The sequence below is a fragment of the Variovorax guangxiensis genome, from assembly GCF_003952165.1.
In the GTDB taxonomy this organism is placed as follows: Bacteria; Pseudomonadota; Gammaproteobacteria; order Burkholderiales; family Burkholderiaceae_C; genus Variovorax; species Variovorax guangxiensis.
This window is the reverse complement of record NZ_RXFT01000007.1, coordinates 206,332-222,834: the sequence shown is the minus strand read 5'-3', so window position 1 is coordinate 222,834 and position 16,503 is coordinate 206,332. Positions and strand designations below refer to the sequence as shown.

Genomic DNA, 16,503 nt, shown 5'->3' with positions numbered 1-16,503 from the left:
AACAAAGTCATACTGCCGCGGTTCAATGTAATCGATTACATGAATACCGCACGATGAGCATCCAAGCCGTTGCAGCCAAAGCCGGGGTCTCGGTGGCCACCGTCTCGCGCGCCTTCAACTTTCCGGACAAGGTGACGCCCGCCACGCGCGAGCTGGTGGAACGCGTGGCGCGCGAACTCAACTACGTGCCGAACGCCAGCGCTCGCACCCTGCGCACCCAACGCAGCCGCGTGCTCGGCGTGGTGCTTCCCACCCTGCTGAACCCGACCTTCGCCGAATGCCTGCAGGGCATCGCGCGCGCGGCCATCGCAGGGGGCTACGCGATCATCCCGGTCACCACCGGCTACCGGATCGACGAAGAGGAGCGCGCCGTGCACCTGCTGCTGGCCGGCAGCGTCGACGGCCTGATCCTCGTGGTGTCGAACCCCTCGACCTCGGCCGCCCTGCCCCGCCTGCAGGCGGCCGGCGTGCCCTACGTGCTGGCCTACAACCGTCATCCCGAGCACCCCTGCGTGTCGGTCGACAGCGAAAGCGCCGTGGCCGACGCGGTGGCGCGGCTCGTGCTGCTGGGCCACCGCCGCATCGCGATGGTCAGCGGCACGCTCGCCGCCTCCGACCGCGCGCAGCAGCGCTATCGCGGCTACCGCAGGGGCATGGCCGAAGCCGGCCTGCCGACGCCCGCGCTCGTCGAGGTGCCGTTCGTCGAAACGGCCGTCGACGCGCTTTCCAAGCAGCTGCAGGCACGCAACCGGCCGACCGCGCTGATCTGCTCCAACGACCTGCTGGCCATCCGCAGCATCCGTGCCGCGCACCTCAGCGGCCTGTCGGTGCCGGGCGACCTCAGCGTGGTCGGCTTCGACGGCATCGCGCTCGGCGAGGACCTCACGCCCGCGCTCACCACCATCGCCCAGCCCAACAGCGACATCGGCCGCCACAGCGTCGAGCTGCTGATCCAGGCCATGGCCAGCGGCGCGGCGCTGCAGGCCGACGCGAGCCTGCTGCTTGCCCATTCATTCCGAGACGGCGAGTCGTGTGCCTCGGCGCACGAGAACGAAGACAACGACGACAACAACGCCGCGATTGCCTGACCCTCAGAACCCCTCGTTACCTGCCTACTTCCATCCAAGGAGCTTCTTCATCATGTCTCTTCGCATCCACCGCCTGGCCCGCCTCGGCCTGCTCGCCGCCACGCTCGCAGCCGGCAGCGCCATGGCCCAGACCGCCATCTGCTACAACTGCCCAACCGAATGGGCCGACTGGGGCACGCAGCTCAAGGCCATCAAGGCCAAGACCGGCGTCACCGTGCCGCCCGACAACAAGAACTCGGGCCAGTCGCTCGCGCAGCTGGCCGCCGAGAAGGCCAGCCCCGTGGCCGACGTCACCTACCTCGGCGTGACCTTCGCCGTGCAGGCCGCCAAGGACGGCCTGGTCGAGCCCTACAAGCCCGCCGCCTGGAAAGACATTCCCGACGGCCTGAAGGACCCGGCCGGCAACTGGTTCACCATCCACTCGGGCACGCTGGGCTTCATGGTCAACGTCGACGCGCTCAAGGGCAAGCCGGTGCCGAAGTCGTGGGCCGACCTGCTCAAGCCCGAGTACAAGGGCCTGATCGGCTACCTCGACCCGGCCTCGGCCTTCGTCGGCTACGTCGGCGCGGTCGCGGTGAACGAAGCGCGCGGCGGCACGCTCGACAACTTCAAGCCGGCCATCGACTACTTCAAGGCGCTGCAGAAGAACGAGCCCATCGTGCCGAAGCAGACCTCCTATGCGCGCGTGCTCTCGGGCGAGATCGCGATCCTGCTCGACTACGACTTCAATGCCTACCGCGCGAAGTACAAGGACAAGGCCAACGTCGCCTTCGTCATCCCGAGCGAAGGCACGCTGGCCGTGCCCTACGTGATGAGCCTGGTCGCCAAGGCCCCGCACGCGGCCGACGCGAAGAAGGTGCTCGACTTCACCCTGTCCGACGAAGGCCAGGCGATCTGGGCCAAGGCCTACCTGCGCCCGGTGCGCGCCAGCGCCATGCCCAAGGACATCGAGGCCCAGTTCCTGCCCGCCAGCGAGTACGCCCGCGCCAAGAGCGTGGACTACGGCCGCATGGCCGCCGCGCAGAAGGCCTTTTCCGACGAGTACCTGAAGGAAGTCCGCTGAGCGGACGCCGCGTGCGATGACGCAAGCCACTCTCTCCAACGCATCCAGCGCCTGGAACCCGCGCTGGCGCCTGCTGGCCTGCGTCGCGCCCGCGGCCGCCTTCTTCGCGGCCTTCTGGCTGCTGCCGGTGGTGCGCCTGATGGCATTGCCCGCCGGCAAGGGTTGGGCCACCTACTTCGCGGTGCTGACCGACGCGCGCTACCTCGCGAGCATGGTCAACACCGTGGTGCTCTCGGTCGCCGTGACGCTGGCCACGCTGGTGCTGGGCGCGGCCGTGGGCATCTACCTCGCGCGCCGCGCCTTCGTGGGCAAGCGCGTGCTGCTGTCGCTGCTCACGCTGCCGCTGTCGTTCCCGGGCGTGATCATCGGCTTCTTCGTGATCCTGCTCGGCGGGCGACAGGGCGTGGTCGCCAGCATCAGCGACAGCCTCTTCGGCGAGCGCATCACCTTCGCCTACGGCCTGCTCGGGCTGTTCCTGGCGTACCTGTATTTCTCGCTGCCGCGCGCCATCGCCACCTACGCGGCGGCGGCCGAATCGATGAACACGCAGTTGGAAGAGGCCGCGCGTTCGCTGGGCGCCTCGCGGCTGCGCGTGGCACGCGACGTGTGGATGCCCGAGCTGGCGCCCACCACGCTGGCCTGCGGCGCGATCCTGTTCGCCACCTCGATGGGCGCCTTCGGCACCGCCTTCACGCTGGCCAGCAAGTTCGAGGTGATACCGATCACCATCTACAACGAGTTCACCAACTACGCCAACTTCGCGCTGGCCGCGTCGCTGTCGATCGCGCTGGGCGTCGTGACCTGGCTGGTGCTGTTCGTGGCGCGCCGCTTCGGTGCGAACCCCGTCGCACGCTGAGGCCCGCACCATGCGCAAGAACACTCAACCGAAGGCTCCGTTCCTGTTCGCAGTGACGGCGATCGTGAGCCTCTTCATGATCGCCCCCATGCTGCTGTCGGTGATGGCCGGGCTGGTCAACAACTACAGCGCTGGCCTCAAGAGCGGCCTCACGCTGCGCTGGCTGTCCGAGGTATGGGAGAACTACGGCGGCACCGTGGGCTGGTCGCTCGCGCTGGCCGCTGCCTGCGTCGCCGGCACGGTGCTGCTGGGCGTGCCCTGCGCCTACGCGCTGGCGCGCAGCCGCTCGCGCGCGGCGCGCATCTTCGAGGAACTGCTGACGTTGCCGGTCGCGGTGCCGGGGCTGGCCACGGCGCTCGCGCTGATCCTCGCCTACGGCCAGTTCACGGCCTTCCGCCAGAGCTTCGCCTTCATCCTCGTGGGCCACATCGTCTTCACGCTGCCCTTCATGGTGCGCACCGTGAGCTCGGCCTTCCAGCGCGACGAGCTGCTCGCGCTCGAAGAAGCCGCGCGCTCGCTGGGCGCCAACTTCCGCCAGCGCTTCATGGGCATCCTGGTGCCCGCCGTGTTCCCGGCCATCGTGGCCGGCAGCCTGATGGTGTTCACGCTCTCGGTGGGCGAGTTCAACCTCACCTGGATGCTGCACACGCCGCTCACCCGCACCCTGCCCGTGGGCCTGGCCGACAGCTACGCCTCGATGCGCATCGAGATCGGATCGGCCTACACGCTGGTCTTCTTCGCCGTCATCCTCCCGGTGCTGTGGGGCCTGCAGTACCTTGCCAACCTGATTCAGAAGCGCCATGGAACTTGAACGAATCCCCATCGACATCGCCAACTGCGCGAAGACCTATGCCGACGGCACGCGCGGCCTGCAGCCCACCAGCCTGCGCGTGGAGGCCGGCGAGGTGCTGGCGCTGCTCGGCCCCTCGGGCTGCGGCAAGACCACGCTGCTGCGGCTGATCGCCGGGCTGGAATCGCCCGACGCGGGCAGCCGCATCGTGTTCGGCGACCAGGACGTCACGCAGCGCCCCGTGGAGCATCGCGGCGTGGGCATGGTGTTCCAGAGCTATGCGCTCTTTCCGCAGATGACCGTGGCGGCCAACATCGGCTATGGCCTGCGCATCCGGGGCGTGTCCCCCGATGAAGAGAGGCGCAGCGTCGGCGAGCTGGTCGACCTGGTGCGGCTGGGCGGCCTGGAGAACAAGCGTCCTTCGGAGCTTTCCGGCGGCCAGCGCCAGCGCGTGGCCCTGGCGCGCGCGGTGGCGGTGCGCCCGCGCGTGCTGCTGCTCGACGAGCCGCTGGCCGCGCTCGACGCCAAGCTCAAGGAGTCGCTGCGCGACGAACTCGCCGAGCTGCTGCGCCGCCTGCACATCACGGCCATCCACGTCACGCACGACCAGCAGGAGGCGCTCGCCATCGCCGACCGGCTCGCCGTGATGCGCGCCGGCCGCATCGTGCAGGTGGGCCGCGGCGAGGACCTGTACCGCGCGCCCTCGCATCCCTTCGTGGCCGAGTTCCTGGGCCGGGTCAACCGGCTGGAGCGCGGGCAGGACGCCATCGCCCAGGGCGTTGTCCGACTCGGAGGAACGACCCTGCCCTGCCCGCAGGCGTGGCGCAGCCATGCGACCCTGCTGGTGCGGCCCGAGGACATCGAGGTCGGCACGCCCCAGCTCGACTGGGGCGCCGCCGTTGTCGAGCGCCGCACCTTCCTCGGCGACCGCGTGCAGTTGCACCTGCGCGCGCAGGACCAGCCCATGCTGGTGGCCGACGTGGGGCGCGACAATCCCTTCGGGCCAGGCGACACGGTGGGGCTCCGCATCCAGCCCGAGCGCCTGATGACGTCGCAGGAAGAAACCATCGCATGACGACGACAGAAACCGCCAACACCATCCTGGTCCAGCTCACCGATCTGCACATCCGCGAGCCGGGCCGGCTGGCCTACGGCCGCATCGACACGGCTCCGTACCTGGAGCGCGCGGTGCAGTCGGTGCTCGCGCTGCGCCAGCAGCCCGACGCGGTGGTCGTCACCGGCGACCTGACCGACTTCGGCCGCGCCGCCGAGTACGAGCACCTCGCCCGCCTGCTGGCCCCGCTGACCATGCCGGTCTACCTGATGCCCGGCAACCACGACGACCGCGACCAGCTGCGCCGCAGCTTTCCTGGCCACACCTACCTGGGCGCGGAAGACGGCGGCTTCATCCAGTATTCGGTGCGCATCGGCGCGCTGCGGCTGCTCACGCTCGACACCTGCGTGCCCCACGCCAGCCACGGCGCGCTGTGCGAGAAGCGCCTGGCCTGGCTGGAGGCGCAGCTCGACGCCTGCCGCGGCGAGCCGGTCGTCATCGCCATGCACCATCCGCCCTTCGAGACGCTGATCGGCCACATGGACGAGATCGGCCTGCTGGAGGGCGCCGAAGCGCTCGAAGCCCTGGTCTCGCGCTATCCGAACGTCGAGCGCATCATCTGTGGCCACCTGCACCGGGCCATCGACATGCGTTTCGGCGGCACCATCGCCTCGACCTCTCCGGCGCAGGCCCATCAGGTCTGCCTCGACCTGGCGCCCGACGCCGACTCGGCCTGGACACTGGAGCCGCCCTCGTTCCGGGTGCACGCCTGGTCCGCGCGCGGGCGCAGGCTCGTTACCCATCTGGCCGCCTCCGGAAGTTTCGAGGGGCCCTACCCCTTCCACGACAACGGAGCACTCATCGACTAGCCCTGAGCGCTCACTTGTGGAAAATGGGGTCGAAACGAAGCAAAACGAAAAGAAAGGATAGAACCCGACCTCCATGAAGCACCTCCTGAATCTGCTGGCGGCGGTGGCCCTGCTGGTCTGGGGCACGCACCTGGTCCGAACCGGTGTTCTTCGCGTGTTCGGCGCCAACCTGCGCAAGATCCTCGTGCAGAGCATGCGCAACCGCTTCACGGCCGCCCTCTCGGGCATTGGCGTGACGGCGCTGGTGCAGTCGAGCACCGCCACCTCGCTCATGACCTCGTCCTTCGTCGGACAGGGCCTGGTCACGCTGCCAGCCGCGCTGGCGGTGATGCGGGGCGCAGACGTGGGCACGGCGCTGATCTCGGTGCTGTTCTCGGCAGACCTTTCGTGGCTCTCGCCGATGTTCATCTTCGTGGGGGTGGTGCTCTTCATCACGCGCTCGGCCACCGTGGCGGGGCGCGTCGGCCGGGTGCTGATCGGGCTGGGCCTGATGCTGCTGGCGCTGCAACTGGTGGTGGAAGCCACCGAACCGCTCTTCTCCTCGCCGGCCATCCGCGCGCTGCTGGCCTCGATCAACAGCGACGTGCTGCTGGAGATCACCATCGGCTCGGTGCTGGCCATCGTGGCCTATTCGAGCCTGGCGGTGGTGCTGCTGGTGGCGGCCATGGCCACCTCGAACGTGGTGCCGCTGGACGTGGCGCTCGGGCTGGTGCTCGGCGCCAACCTGGGCAGCGGCCTGCTGGCGGTGCTGACCACGGCCAAGTCAGCGGTATCGGTGCGGCAGGTGACCATCGGCAACCTGCTCTTCAAGGCGCTGGGCGTGGCCATCGTGGCGCCCTTCGTCGGCCTGTGGATCCGCTACGTGCAGCCCGAGCTGCCGAACCAGACGCACGGCGTGGTGCTGTTCCACCTGGCATTCAACATCGTGATCAGCGTGGGCTTCATCGGCCTCACCCAGCTGGTCGCAAGACTGGTGACGCACATGCTGCCCCAGCCGCAGCAACCGGCGGGCTCCACGCGGCCACATCACCTGGACCCCTCGGCGCTGTCGACGCCCTCGCTCGCCATTTCGAACGCCGCGCGCGAGGCGCTGCACCAGGCAGACGTGGTGGAGACCATGCTGATCGGCGTCCTGGACGTGATCCGCCACAACGACCTGCGTCTGGCGCAGGAGCTGCGCCAGCTCGACGACACGGTGGACCAGCTCTACTCGGCGATCAAGTACTACATGACACGCATCTCGCGCGAGGCGCTGGGCGAGGAGGAAAGCCGCCGCTGGACCGACATCATCAGCTTCACGATCAACATGGAGCAGATCGGCGACATCATCGAGCGCGTGATCATCGACGTGGAAGACAAGAAGATCAAGCCGCAGCGCAACTTCTCCGAAGCCGGCATGGCCGAGATCGTCGAGCTGCACGGGCGGCTGGTGGCCAACCTGCGGCTGAGCATGAGCGTGTTCCTCAACGGCAACGTGCGCGACGCGCAGAAGCTGCTGGAAGAAAAGGCGCGCTTTCGCGACCTGGAACGGGCCTACGCCACCACGCACCTCGACCGGCTGTCGGACCGCACCACGCTGAGCATCGAGACCAGCTCGCTGCACATCGACCTGATCAGCGACCTGAAGCGCATCAACTCGCACATCTGCTCGATCGCGTATCCGATCCTGGAGTCGGCCGGGGCGCTGGCGCCCAGCCGGCTGAGGGAATCGCGGCTGGGGAAGATCGAGGGCTGAGCGCCCTCCCGACTCCCGGCTGCTTTCTTACTTGGCCTGCTCGGCCGTCTTCAGCACCGCGGTCTCGTCACGCCCGCGCCGCGCATAGCGCTGCGCCAGCACCGCGCAGACCATCAGCTGCATCTGGTGGAACAGCATCAGCGGCAGCACGATCGCGCCCACCGCGTGCGAGGCGAAGAGCACCTTCGCCATCGGGATGCCGCTGGCCAGGCTCTTCTTGGAGCCGCAGAAGACGATGGTGATCTCGTCTTCCGTGTCGAAGCCCAGCTTGCGCGCCAGCAGGGTCGTGAGGCTCAGCGCCAGGCCCAGCACCACCGCGCACACCACCAGCAGGCCGACCAGCGCATGCGCCGGCACCTGCTTCCACAGCCCCTCGATGACGGCCGCGCTGAAGGCGGTGTAGACCACCAGCAGGATCGAGCCCTGGTCGACGAACTTCAGCACCGCGGCGCGGCGCTGGATCCACTTGCCGATCAGCGGGCGCAGCAGGTGGCCCGCCGCGAAGGGCACCATCAGTTGCAGCAGGATGCGGCCGATGGAATCCAGCGAGGAAGAAGCCGCATGGCCGCCGCTGGGCAGCACCACCAGGTTGACCAGCACCGGCGTGATGAAAACGCCCAGCAGGGTGGAGGCCGATGCGCTGCAGATGGCCGCGGGCATGTTGCCCCGGGCCATCGCGGTGAAGGCGATGGCCGATTGCACCGTGGCCGGCAGCACGCACAGGTACAGCACGCCGGTGTAGAGCTCGGGCGTCACCAGCGGCAGCAGGAATGGCTTGAGCACCAGCCCGAGCACCGGGAACAGCACGAAGGTGCTGCCGAACACCAGCAGGTGCAGCCGCCAGTGCATGAGCCCGTTGACGATCGCCTCCCGCGACAGCTTGGCCCCGTGCAGGAAGAACAGCAGGCCGATGGCCACGGTGGTCAGTCCCTCGAAGAAGTGCGCGAGCTGCCCGCTGGCCGGCAGCAGGCTGGCGAGGGTCACGACCGAGAGAAGCGCGAGGGTGAAGTTGTCGGGAAGAAAACGGGGGCGGGACATGTTGCAACCTGGACGAACGCCGCGCGTTGCAGGCGCGCAGGCCGACTCAGCAGGGGAATTTGTGATTTCCGCGCATGAATCTGGTCGCCACTTTGCGGAGCCCGGCGCGTGCTCCTCGCGCCTTCAGGGGGTGATTTTCGGTCAGTTCCGACATCGCTGCCGGGCAGCCCGGGAATGCCCCACCACAGCGCTTCAGTGTGCCGCGCTCGAACTGAACTGCGCCTGACGACGGCGCTGGCAGTAGTCGATCAGGTCGTCGATCTCGGTGGCCTTGTCGAACACCGCGTCGGCGCCCAGGTGGACGCACTTGCGCCGCATGTCGGGCGTGGCGTAGTTGCTGAGCACCACGATCTTCTGCGCGGGACTGCGGTTGCGGCAGGCTTCCAGCACGCGAAAGCCGGTACCGTCCTTCAGGAACAGGTCGACGATGGCCAGGTCCCATTGCGAAAGGTTGCCCGAGAGCCATCGCGAACCCTCGGCCTCGGTTTCCGCCTCGCCCACCGGCTCGACCCTCGCCACCTCCCGCAGCGTGCCCGCGAGGTTGCGGCGGATGGTGGGGTTGTCCTCGACGATGAAGGTGCGAACGGTGGTCATTGGGAGTGCTTGCCTCTGTGCTGTATCCACAGGCTACAAATTGCTCGTGGCACAAGTCGAAGGCATGACACCCCTGCGCCGGTAGGACAAGACCGGCGCGCCCTACTGCCCCGGAGTCAGAGCGTGAGGATCGTGCAGCCCGTGGTCTTGCGCGCTTCCAGGTCGCGGTGCGCCTGCTGCACGTCGGCCAGCGGGTAGCGCTGGTCGATCGGGATCTTCACCGCGCCGCTGCGCACCACCGCGAACAGGTCGTCGGCCATCGCCTGCGTGCTCTCGCGCGTGGCCATGTGGGTGAAGAGCGTGGGCCGGGTGATGTAGAGCGAGCCCTTGGAGGCCAGCACGCCGAGGTTGACCGGCGGCACCGGGCCCGAGCCGTTGCCGAAGATCGCCAGCAGGCCGAACGGGCGCAGGCAGTCGATGGAGCCCTCGAAGGTGTCCTTGCCCACCGAGTCGTACACCACCTTCACGCCCTTGCCGCCGGTGATCTCCTTCACGCGCGCCGCGAAGTTCTCGGTGCTGTAGTTGATGGCGTGGGCCGCGCCGTGCTCCAGCGCGAGCTTGCACTTGGCGTCGCTGCCGGCCGTGCCGATCAGCTGCAGGCCCAGCGCCTTGGCCCACTGGCAGGCGATCAGCCCGACCCCGCCCGCAGCCGCGTGGAACACGATGAAGTCGCCGGCCTGCAGGCCTTCGGCCGGCAGCGTCTTCTTCAGCAGGTACTGCGTGGTCAGGCCCTTGAGCATCATGGCCGCACCGGTCTCGAAGGAAATGTCGTCGGGCAGCTTGCAGACGTTCTTCGCCGGCATCACGCGCAGCTCGCTGTAGGCGCCGGGCGGCTGGCTGGCATAGGCGGCGCGGTCGCCCGCCTTCAGGTGAGTGACGCCCTCGCCCACCGCCTCGACCACGCCCGAGGCCTCCATGCCGAGCTGCAGCGGCATCTGGAACGGGTAGAGCCCGCTGCGCTGGTAGGTGTCGATGAAGTTCAGGCCCACGGCCTTGTGGCGGATGCGGATCTCGCCCGGGCCGGGCTCGCCGACATCCACCTCGACGATCTTGAGTTCTTCGGGACCGCCATGGCGGTCGATACGGACGGCTTTGCTCTTCATCGTTGCGGTCTCCACGCTCTGGAAAGGAAAGAAGGGGAAAGAGAAGGGGAAGGCATCCTGCCATGTTTGAGCTTCCGGCGACGGCGCGGGGAATCATTGCCCGGTAGAGTCGGCGGCCATGCAGACACAGCCGCAGCGCCTCGCTCCCCTCACCGTCTTCCTTCTCGTCGTTCCTCCGCTGCTCTGGGCCGGCAATGCCGTGGTCGGCCGGCTGGTGCGGGAGCTGGTCTCGCCGCTCACGCTGAATTTCGTGCGCTGGGTCATCGCCTTCGTGCTGCTGCTGCCGCTGGCCGCGCAGGTGCTGCGCCGCGACAGCCCGCTGTGGGCGCACTGGAAGCGCTACGCCGTGCTCGGGCTGCTTGGCATCGGCCTGTACAACGCCTTCCAGTACCTGGCGCTGCAGACCTCCACGCCCATCAACGTGACGCTGGTCGGCTCGAGCCTGCCGCTGTGGATGCTGGCGGTGGGCGCCCTCTTCTTCCGCGCGCGCATCAGCGGCCGCGAGATCGGCGGCGCCCTGTTGTCGATGGCGGGCGTGCTGCTGGTGCTCAGCCGCGGCGAATGGCAGCAACTGCTCGGGCTGCGGCTGGTGCCGGGCGATCTGTACATGATCCTGGGCACCATCTCGTGGGCCTTCTACAGCTGGCTGCTGGCGCGCACGCACGAGCCCACCGCCGTGCGCAAGGACTGGGCCGCGTTCCTGATGGCGCAACTGGTGTTCGGCCTCGCGTGGTCGGGCGCGCTGGCCGCCGGCGAATGGACGCTGACGCCTGCGCATTTCGAACTCGGCTGGCCGCTGGTCGCGGCGATGCTGTTCATCGGCATCGGACCTGCCGTGGTGGCGTACCGCTGCTGGGGCACCGGCGTGCAGCGCGCGGGGCCGCAGGCGGCGAGCATCTTCATGAACCTCACGCCGCTGTTCGCGGCGGTGCTGTCGGCGGCCTTCCTGCGGGAGCCGCCGCACTGGTATCACGGCGCGGCGTTCCTGCTGATCGTGGGCGGGATCGTGGTCGCGTCGCGGCGCTGAGCGCAGCCCTCAGGCGAAGAGCCGCGCCAGGTCGGCCTGCTCGCGCATCCAGCGCGGCGCCTGGGCCTTGTCCACCACGCGCCAGGCATAGCCCGGGCGGTCGTAGAGATCGCGCCCCGAGGCCAGCAGCGCGGGAATGTCGATGGCATCGAGAAAGGCCTGCGAGTTGTATTCCTGGTGCGCGAAGCCCCGGATCTTGGCGCGCACCGCGTCCTCGCTCATCGCAAGGTACGAGAAGTGCCAGCCGGCATCCGCCAGGATCAGCGCCGGCTGCGCGCCGCTGCGCACGCGCATGCGAAGCTGGTCGGGCGTGAGCCTGTCCAGCGTTGCGCGCGTGGCCGCCACCGTCCACACCGAAGACGCCTCGGGCCCCTCGACGTTGCGGTAGTTCGCATAGAAATAGTAGAAGGCCTGGCACAGGCCGAACACATCGTGCCGCCGCTCGTCGCGCATCGCGCGGACGATCTCGGCACGCGGGATCTCGTCCGCGTCAGACACCATCACGAGGTCGCGCGCCGCCGCATCGTGCAGGCCTCGCATGACCTGATTGCGCTGGAATTTCTCGCGTATCCAGAAGCCGGACTTCGGCGTGTCGGAATGCCAGTCGCCCACCACCGCCGCGGCATCGGCTGCCTCGTCGACCACCGGCATGTCGTGCACCGCGATGTAGCGGATGCGCGGCAGGAAAGCCGCGATGCGCGGGTCGGCGGCATCGAAGCGCAGCGCCTTCGGCTCGCCGCTGAAGGTGCGGTCGGCCTCGACGATCACGAAGCAATCGACCACCTCCGACAGCTCGTGCAGCCGCGCCGCGAGGATGTCGGCCTCGCCGTTGTAGGTGATGCAGTCGTAGACCCTGCGAGCGGGTACTGCTGCCACCGTCGCCTCGGGCTCCTGCGCGAACTCGATGCGGTAGCCGTTGCGCTCGAACATCTGAAGGATGTCGCGCTCGCCATACCAGCCGTCGAGCTGCGACAGCGGAATCAGCGAGCGCAGCGTGAGCGGCGACAGGCTCGCGAGCTGCCGCACTTTCGCGTGATGCCCGAAGAGCCGCATCGCGTCGTAGCCATGGTGCAGCTGCGGCCCCGCGTGCTCGATGGCGAAGCCGCGCGCCAGCTCCAGCGGCGCGAAGCGCATGCCTACGACTTCGAGCGCGGGACGCAGCACGCCGCTGAGCTGCACGTCTTCGAGCAGCGCGTTGTGATTCCAGTGCATCCCCAGCGGCTCGCCGCCGACCACGTCGGGCGGCGGGATCTCCACGCGAATCTGCGGATGGTCCACCAGCGCGCGCATGAAGCGCCGGCTGCGCAGGCTGAAGCCGCCGTTCTGTATCGGCGTGACGACGTGGCCGGGCTTGCCGAGCTCGTCGGCCCACTCGAAACGGTTGCGCCAGTACGTGCCCTGGGGCGCGTCGATCTTCGCGAGATGGATGGGCGCGCCGATGTAGTCGCAGTCCAGGAACTCGTCGCTCCAGTTGGCGGCGTTGACGACCCAGCCGTCTTCCTGCACCACGAGCGCGAACTCGGTCTGCACCACGCGCCAGAGCGCGAACATCATGAACCAGCTGTACTCGTGGTAGTTCAGCGGTTCGATCGGCAGATGCTCGATGCCGGGCGGCAGGTCGTCGGGCGCCTGCGGGCTGCACAGCAGCGCGCGGGCGCCGGGCATCTGCGCCTGGCTGTGCCGCAGCGCCAGCGCCGCGCCGCGCGCGTCGGGCAGGCCGGTGACCGAGACCAGCGTTATTTCTTCGAATGACTCCCTGCTCACGATGCGCCTCCCGTCGCTCTCGTGAACCGCGCTCAGTAGGTTCCGGGGTAGGCGCCGCCGTCGGCCAGGATGTTCTGGCCGGTCATGTAGCCGGCCTGCATGCTGCACAGGAACGCGCAGATGGCACCGAACTCCGCCGGCGTGCCGAAGCGCTTGGCCGGGATGTTCTTCTTGCGGGCTTCCCACACGGTGTCGAAGTCCTGGCCCGACTTCTGCGCGGCGCCGGCCATGGTGCCCTTGAGGCGGTCGGTGTCGAAGGAACCCGGCAGCAGGTTGTTGATGGTCACGCCCTGCGCCGCCACCGCCGTGCGGGCCACGCCGGCCACGAAGCCGGTGAGGCCGCTGCGCGCGCCGTTCGACAGGCCCAGGATGTCGATGGGCGACTTCACCGAGCTGGAAGTGATGTTGACGATGCGGCCGTAGCCGCGCCTGGCCATGCCGTCCACCGTGGCCTTGATGAGCTCGATGGGCGTGAGCATGTTGGCATCGACCGCCTTGATCCAGGCTTCGCGGTCCCAGTTGCGGAAGTCGCCGGGCGGCGGGCCGCCGGCATTGGTGACGACGATGTCGAAGTCATGGCCCAGCGCGAACACCGCGGCGCGGCCGGCCTCGGTGGTGATGTCGGCCGCCACGTGCTTGACGAAGGGGCCCGAAGCGCCAGCCGCCTCGGCCAGCTTCTTCGCGGCCGCTTCCAGCGCCTCGGCGCCGCGTGCCACGATCACCACGTTGACGCCCTCGCGCACCAGCGCCTCGGCGCAGCCGTAGCCCAGCCCCTTGCTCGCGCCGCACACCAGCGCGGTCTTGCCTGCAATACCCAGATCCATGTTCTTGCTCCAGTGAAAACAAAAGCGCCAGGGGCTTCAGCGCCCCTTGCGCGTGAAAACGAAAATGCCCGCAATCACGAGCACGGTACCCGCCGCGATCCACGGCGTGAACGGCTCGCCGAGTATGACCACCCCCATCAGGATGGTCGACAGCGGCCCGATCATGCCGGTCTGCGCCGCCATAGCGGGGCCGATGCGCTCGATGGCCATCATCACCATCAGCACCGGCACCGCCGTGCACAGGGTGGCATTGAGCACCGACAGCCAGACCACCTCCGGCGCCACCGCCATCGCCACGCTCATCGGCCGCGTCAGCACGAACTGCAATATGCACAGCACGCAGGCCACGGTGGTCGCCAGCCCCACGAGCCGCAGCGACCCCAGCCGCTTGACGAACTCGCCGCTGTAGACGAGATAGCCCGCGTAGCTCACCGCGCTCAGGAACACCAGGAAAGCGCCCCAGGCCGCCGCGCCGCCGCCCTTGCCGCCGCCACCGGTCCAGAGTTCGTGGCCGAACACCAGCAGCACGCCGGCATAGCTCACCACCATGCCCAGCACCTGCGGGCGCGTCGGGTGGCGCCGATAGAGCAGCCAGCCGAAGAACAGCACCAGCGTGGGGTTGAGGTAAAGAATCAGCCGCTCGAAGCTGGCCGAGATGTAGGCCAGCCCCGCAAAGTCCAGGAAGCTCGCGAGGTAGTAGCCCGAGAAGCCCAGGCCGATCACGCCGATCCAGTCGCGCCCTGTGAGCGCCGGCTTGCCGCGCCCGGCCCACCATGCCATCAGCGCGAAGAGCGGCAGCGCGAACAGCATGCGCAGCATGATGAGCGTGACTGCGTCCACGCCGTAGCGGTACGCGAGCTTGACGATGATGGCCTTGCCGCTGAACGCGATGGCGCCCAGCGTGGCCAGCACCAGGCCGGTGGCGATGCCTTTCCTGGCGGCATCGCGGGAAGGTGCGGGGGAGATGCCTGCCGACGCGGCTGTCTTGTTCATCCCCCGATCATCGCGGCAAGCGCAAACCCCTGGCTTGCGCTCAGTACCCCGCCGCCACGCCGTCGCGGCGCGGGTCGCTGGCGGCCACGTAGCCTTCCACCGAGGGTTCGCCCGCGCGCCAGATGAACTGGCCGGCGCCGAAGTCCTGGTACGAGTCGTTGATCACTTCCAGGTGATGGCCCAGTTCGCGCAGGCCCTGCACCGTGGCCGGGTTCATCGCGGCCTCGACGTTGATCTCCAGCCCCGCGTTGAAGCGCCAGCGCGGCGCGTCGCAGGCGGCCTGCGGGTTCTGCCTGTAGTCGAGCATGCGCACCAGCGTCTGCATGTGGCCCTGCGGCTGCATGTTGCCGCCCATCACGCCGAAGCTCATGACCGGCTGGCCGTCCTTGGTGAGGAAGGCCGGGATGATGGTGTGGAACGGCCGCTTGCCCGGCGCCACCACGTTCGGGCTCTCCGCCTTCAGGCTGAAGCCGTGGCCGCGGTTCTGCAGGCTGATGCCGTATTCGGGCTCCACGCAGCCCGAGCCGAAGCCCATGTAGTTGCTCTGGATGAAGCTGACCATCATGCCGCTCTCGTCGGCGGCCGTGAGGTAGATGGTGCCGCCCTTCACGGGGTTGCCGGCCTTGAAGTCCTGTGCCTTCTTCGGGTCGATGAGGCGGGCGCGCGAGGCCAGGTAGGCGTCGTCGAGCATCTGCTCGGTGGTCACTTCCATCGTCTTGCGCTCCGACACGTAGCGGTACACGTCGGCGAAGGCCAGCTTCATGGCCTCGATCTGCAGGTGCTGCGATTGCACCGAGTCGACCGGCAGCGAGGCGATGTCGAACTTCTCCAGGATGCCCAGCGCGATCAGCGCCGCGATGCCCTGGCCGTTCGGCGGGATCTCGTGCAGCGTGTGGCCGCGGTAGTCGCGCGAGATGGGCTTGACCCACTCGGGCTGGTAGGCCGCGAGGTCGGCCACGGTGAGCGCGCCGCCCTGTTCAGCGGAGAACCTGGCCAGCGCCTCGGCGATCTCGCCGTTGTAGTAGGCCTCGCCCTTGGTGCGGGCGATGGCTTTGAGCGCGCGCGCGGCGGCCGTGAAGCGGAACATGTCGCCCACCTCTGGCGCGCGGCCCCAGGGCAGGAAGGTCTGGGCGAAGCCCGGCTGCGACTGCAGGATCGGCGTGGCCGCGGCCCACTTGCCCTGCACCACCGGCGGCACGAGGTAGCCGCGCTCGGCGATGTCGATGGCCGGCGCCAGCAGGTCGGCGAAGGGCAGCTTGCCGAAGCGCTCGCTCAGCGCCACCCAGCCGCGCACCGCGCCCGGCACCGTGACCGAGTCGATGCCGCGCATCGGCGGCGTGGCGGCATCGGCGCCGTACTTGGCCTTGAAGTACTCGGGCGTCCAGGCCTTGGGCGCGGGACCCGAGGCGTTGAGGCCGTGCAGTTCCTTGCCGTCCCACAGGATGCAGAAGGCATCGCTGCCCAGGCCGTTGCTCACGGGCTCGACCAGCGTCATCACTGCGGCGGTGGCGATGGCCGCGTCGACCGCGTTGCCGCCCTGCTGCAGGATGCGCAGGCCGGCCTGCGAAGCCAGCGGGTGCGAGGTCGACACCACGTTGCGCGCGAAGATCGGGATGCGCGTGGAGAGATAGGGATTGGCGTAATCGAACTTCATACCGTGCTTTCAAGGATGGCGTGAACAATTCGGGAAACACCGAGGAACCGG

General features: G+C 68.6%; 15 protein-coding genes. 8 read left to right on the top strand and 7 right to left on the bottom strand.

Features of this window, described 5'->3' with window-relative positions; translation table 11 throughout:
- Positions 1 to 53 precede the first annotated feature (53 nt).
- From EJP67_RS18200 to EJP67_RS18170, 7 genes are all read left to right on the top strand, one after another.
- On the top strand, positions 54 to 1,088 hold the full coding sequence (locus tag EJP67_RS18200) for a LacI family DNA-binding transcriptional regulator (RefSeq protein ID WP_126023116.1): 1,035 nt from the start codon (positions 54 to 56) through the stop codon (positions 1,086 to 1,088).
- Between the two features lie 52 nt (positions 1,089 to 1,140).
- Positions 1,141 to 2,151: an ABC transporter substrate-binding protein gene (locus tag EJP67_RS18195; RefSeq protein WP_126023115.1), complete on the top strand. Its 1,011-nt coding sequence runs from the start codon at positions 1,141 to 1,143 to the stop codon at positions 2,149 to 2,151.
- Positions 2,152 to 2,167: 16 nt separating this feature from the next.
- Positions 2,168 to 3,007, top strand: coding sequence for an ABC transporter permease (locus EJP67_RS18190; RefSeq protein WP_126023114.1), 840 nt, complete (start codon positions 2,168 to 2,170; stop codon positions 3,005 to 3,007).
- A gap of 10 nt (positions 3,008 to 3,017) precedes the next feature.
- Positions 3,018 to 3,818, top strand: coding sequence for an ABC transporter permease (locus EJP67_RS18185; RefSeq protein ID WP_126023113.1), 801 nt, complete (start codon positions 3,018 to 3,020; stop codon positions 3,816 to 3,818).
- Positions 3,808 to 4,872, top strand: coding sequence for an ABC transporter ATP-binding protein (locus tag EJP67_RS18180; RefSeq protein ID WP_126023112.1), 1,065 nt, complete (start codon positions 3,808 to 3,810; stop codon positions 4,870 to 4,872). The genes EJP67_RS18185 and EJP67_RS18180 overlap by 11 nt, the downstream gene beginning before the upstream one ends.
- Positions 4,869 to 5,720 (top strand): phosphodiesterase, encoded by an 852-nt coding sequence (locus tag EJP67_RS18175; protein WP_126023111.1) that lies wholly within the window; start codon positions 4,869 to 4,871, stop codon positions 5,718 to 5,720. The genes EJP67_RS18180 and EJP67_RS18175 overlap by 4 nt, the downstream gene beginning before the upstream one ends.
- A 73-nt stretch (positions 5,721 to 5,793) precedes the next feature.
- A complete protein-coding gene (locus EJP67_RS18170) occupies positions 5,794 to 7,455 on the top strand; it encodes a Na/Pi cotransporter family protein (RefSeq protein ID WP_126023110.1) in 1,662 nt (553 codons plus the stop codon).
- Between the two features lie 27 nt (positions 7,456 to 7,482).
- On the opposite strand, the gene EJP67_RS18165 is transcribed toward EJP67_RS18170, so the two are convergent.
- The 3 genes from EJP67_RS18165 to EJP67_RS18155 form a co-directional block, all read right to left on the bottom strand.
- Positions 7,483 to 8,493 (bottom strand): bile acid:sodium symporter family protein, encoded by a 1,011-nt coding sequence (locus EJP67_RS18165; RefSeq protein ID WP_126023109.1) that lies wholly within the window; start codon positions 8,491 to 8,493, stop codon positions 7,483 to 7,485.
- Between the two features lie 192 nt (positions 8,494 to 8,685).
- Entirely contained in the window at positions 8,686 to 9,087 is a 402-nt protein-coding gene (locus EJP67_RS18160) for a response regulator (protein WP_126023108.1), read from the bottom strand.
- 116 nt (positions 9,088 to 9,203) lie between these two features.
- On the bottom strand, positions 9,204 to 10,190 hold the full coding sequence (locus EJP67_RS18155) for a quinone oxidoreductase family protein (protein WP_126023107.1): 987 nt from the start codon (positions 10,188 to 10,190) through the stop codon (positions 9,204 to 9,206).
- 118 nt (positions 10,191 to 10,308) lie between these two features.
- Between EJP67_RS18155 and EJP67_RS18150 the strand changes: the two genes are divergently transcribed.
- A complete protein-coding gene (locus tag EJP67_RS18150; protein WP_126023106.1) occupies positions 10,309 to 11,217 on the top strand; it encodes a DMT family transporter in 909 nt (302 codons plus the stop codon).
- Positions 11,218 to 11,226: 9 nt separating this feature from the next.
- On the opposite strand, the gene EJP67_RS33635 is transcribed toward EJP67_RS18150, so the two are convergent.
- The 4 genes from EJP67_RS33635 to EJP67_RS18130 are packed head-to-tail and all read right to left on the bottom strand — an operon-like array spanning position 11,227 to position 16,452.
- Positions 11,227 to 12,981 carry a DUF5672 family protein gene (locus EJP67_RS33635; RefSeq protein WP_165909644.1) on the bottom strand — a complete coding sequence of 585 codons (1,755 nt, stop codon included), beginning with the start codon at positions 12,979 to 12,981 and terminating at the stop codon, positions 11,227 to 11,229.
- 32 nt (positions 12,982 to 13,013) lie between these two features.
- On the bottom strand, positions 13,014 to 13,805 hold the full coding sequence (locus EJP67_RS18140; RefSeq protein ID WP_126023105.1) for an SDR family oxidoreductase: 792 nt from the start codon (positions 13,803 to 13,805) through the stop codon (positions 13,014 to 13,016).
- Between the two features lie 36 nt (positions 13,806 to 13,841).
- On the bottom strand, positions 13,842 to 14,798 hold the full coding sequence (locus EJP67_RS18135) for a DMT family transporter (protein WP_126023104.1): 957 nt from the start codon (positions 14,796 to 14,798) through the stop codon (positions 13,842 to 13,844).
- A gap of 40 nt (positions 14,799 to 14,838) precedes the next feature.
- The gene (locus EJP67_RS18130; protein WP_126023103.1) at positions 14,839 to 16,452 is read right to left on the bottom strand and encodes a gamma-glutamyltransferase family protein; all 1,614 of its coding nucleotides are present in this window, start codon (positions 16,450 to 16,452) and stop codon (positions 14,839 to 14,841) included.
- Positions 16,453 to 16,503: the final 51 nt, after the last annotated feature.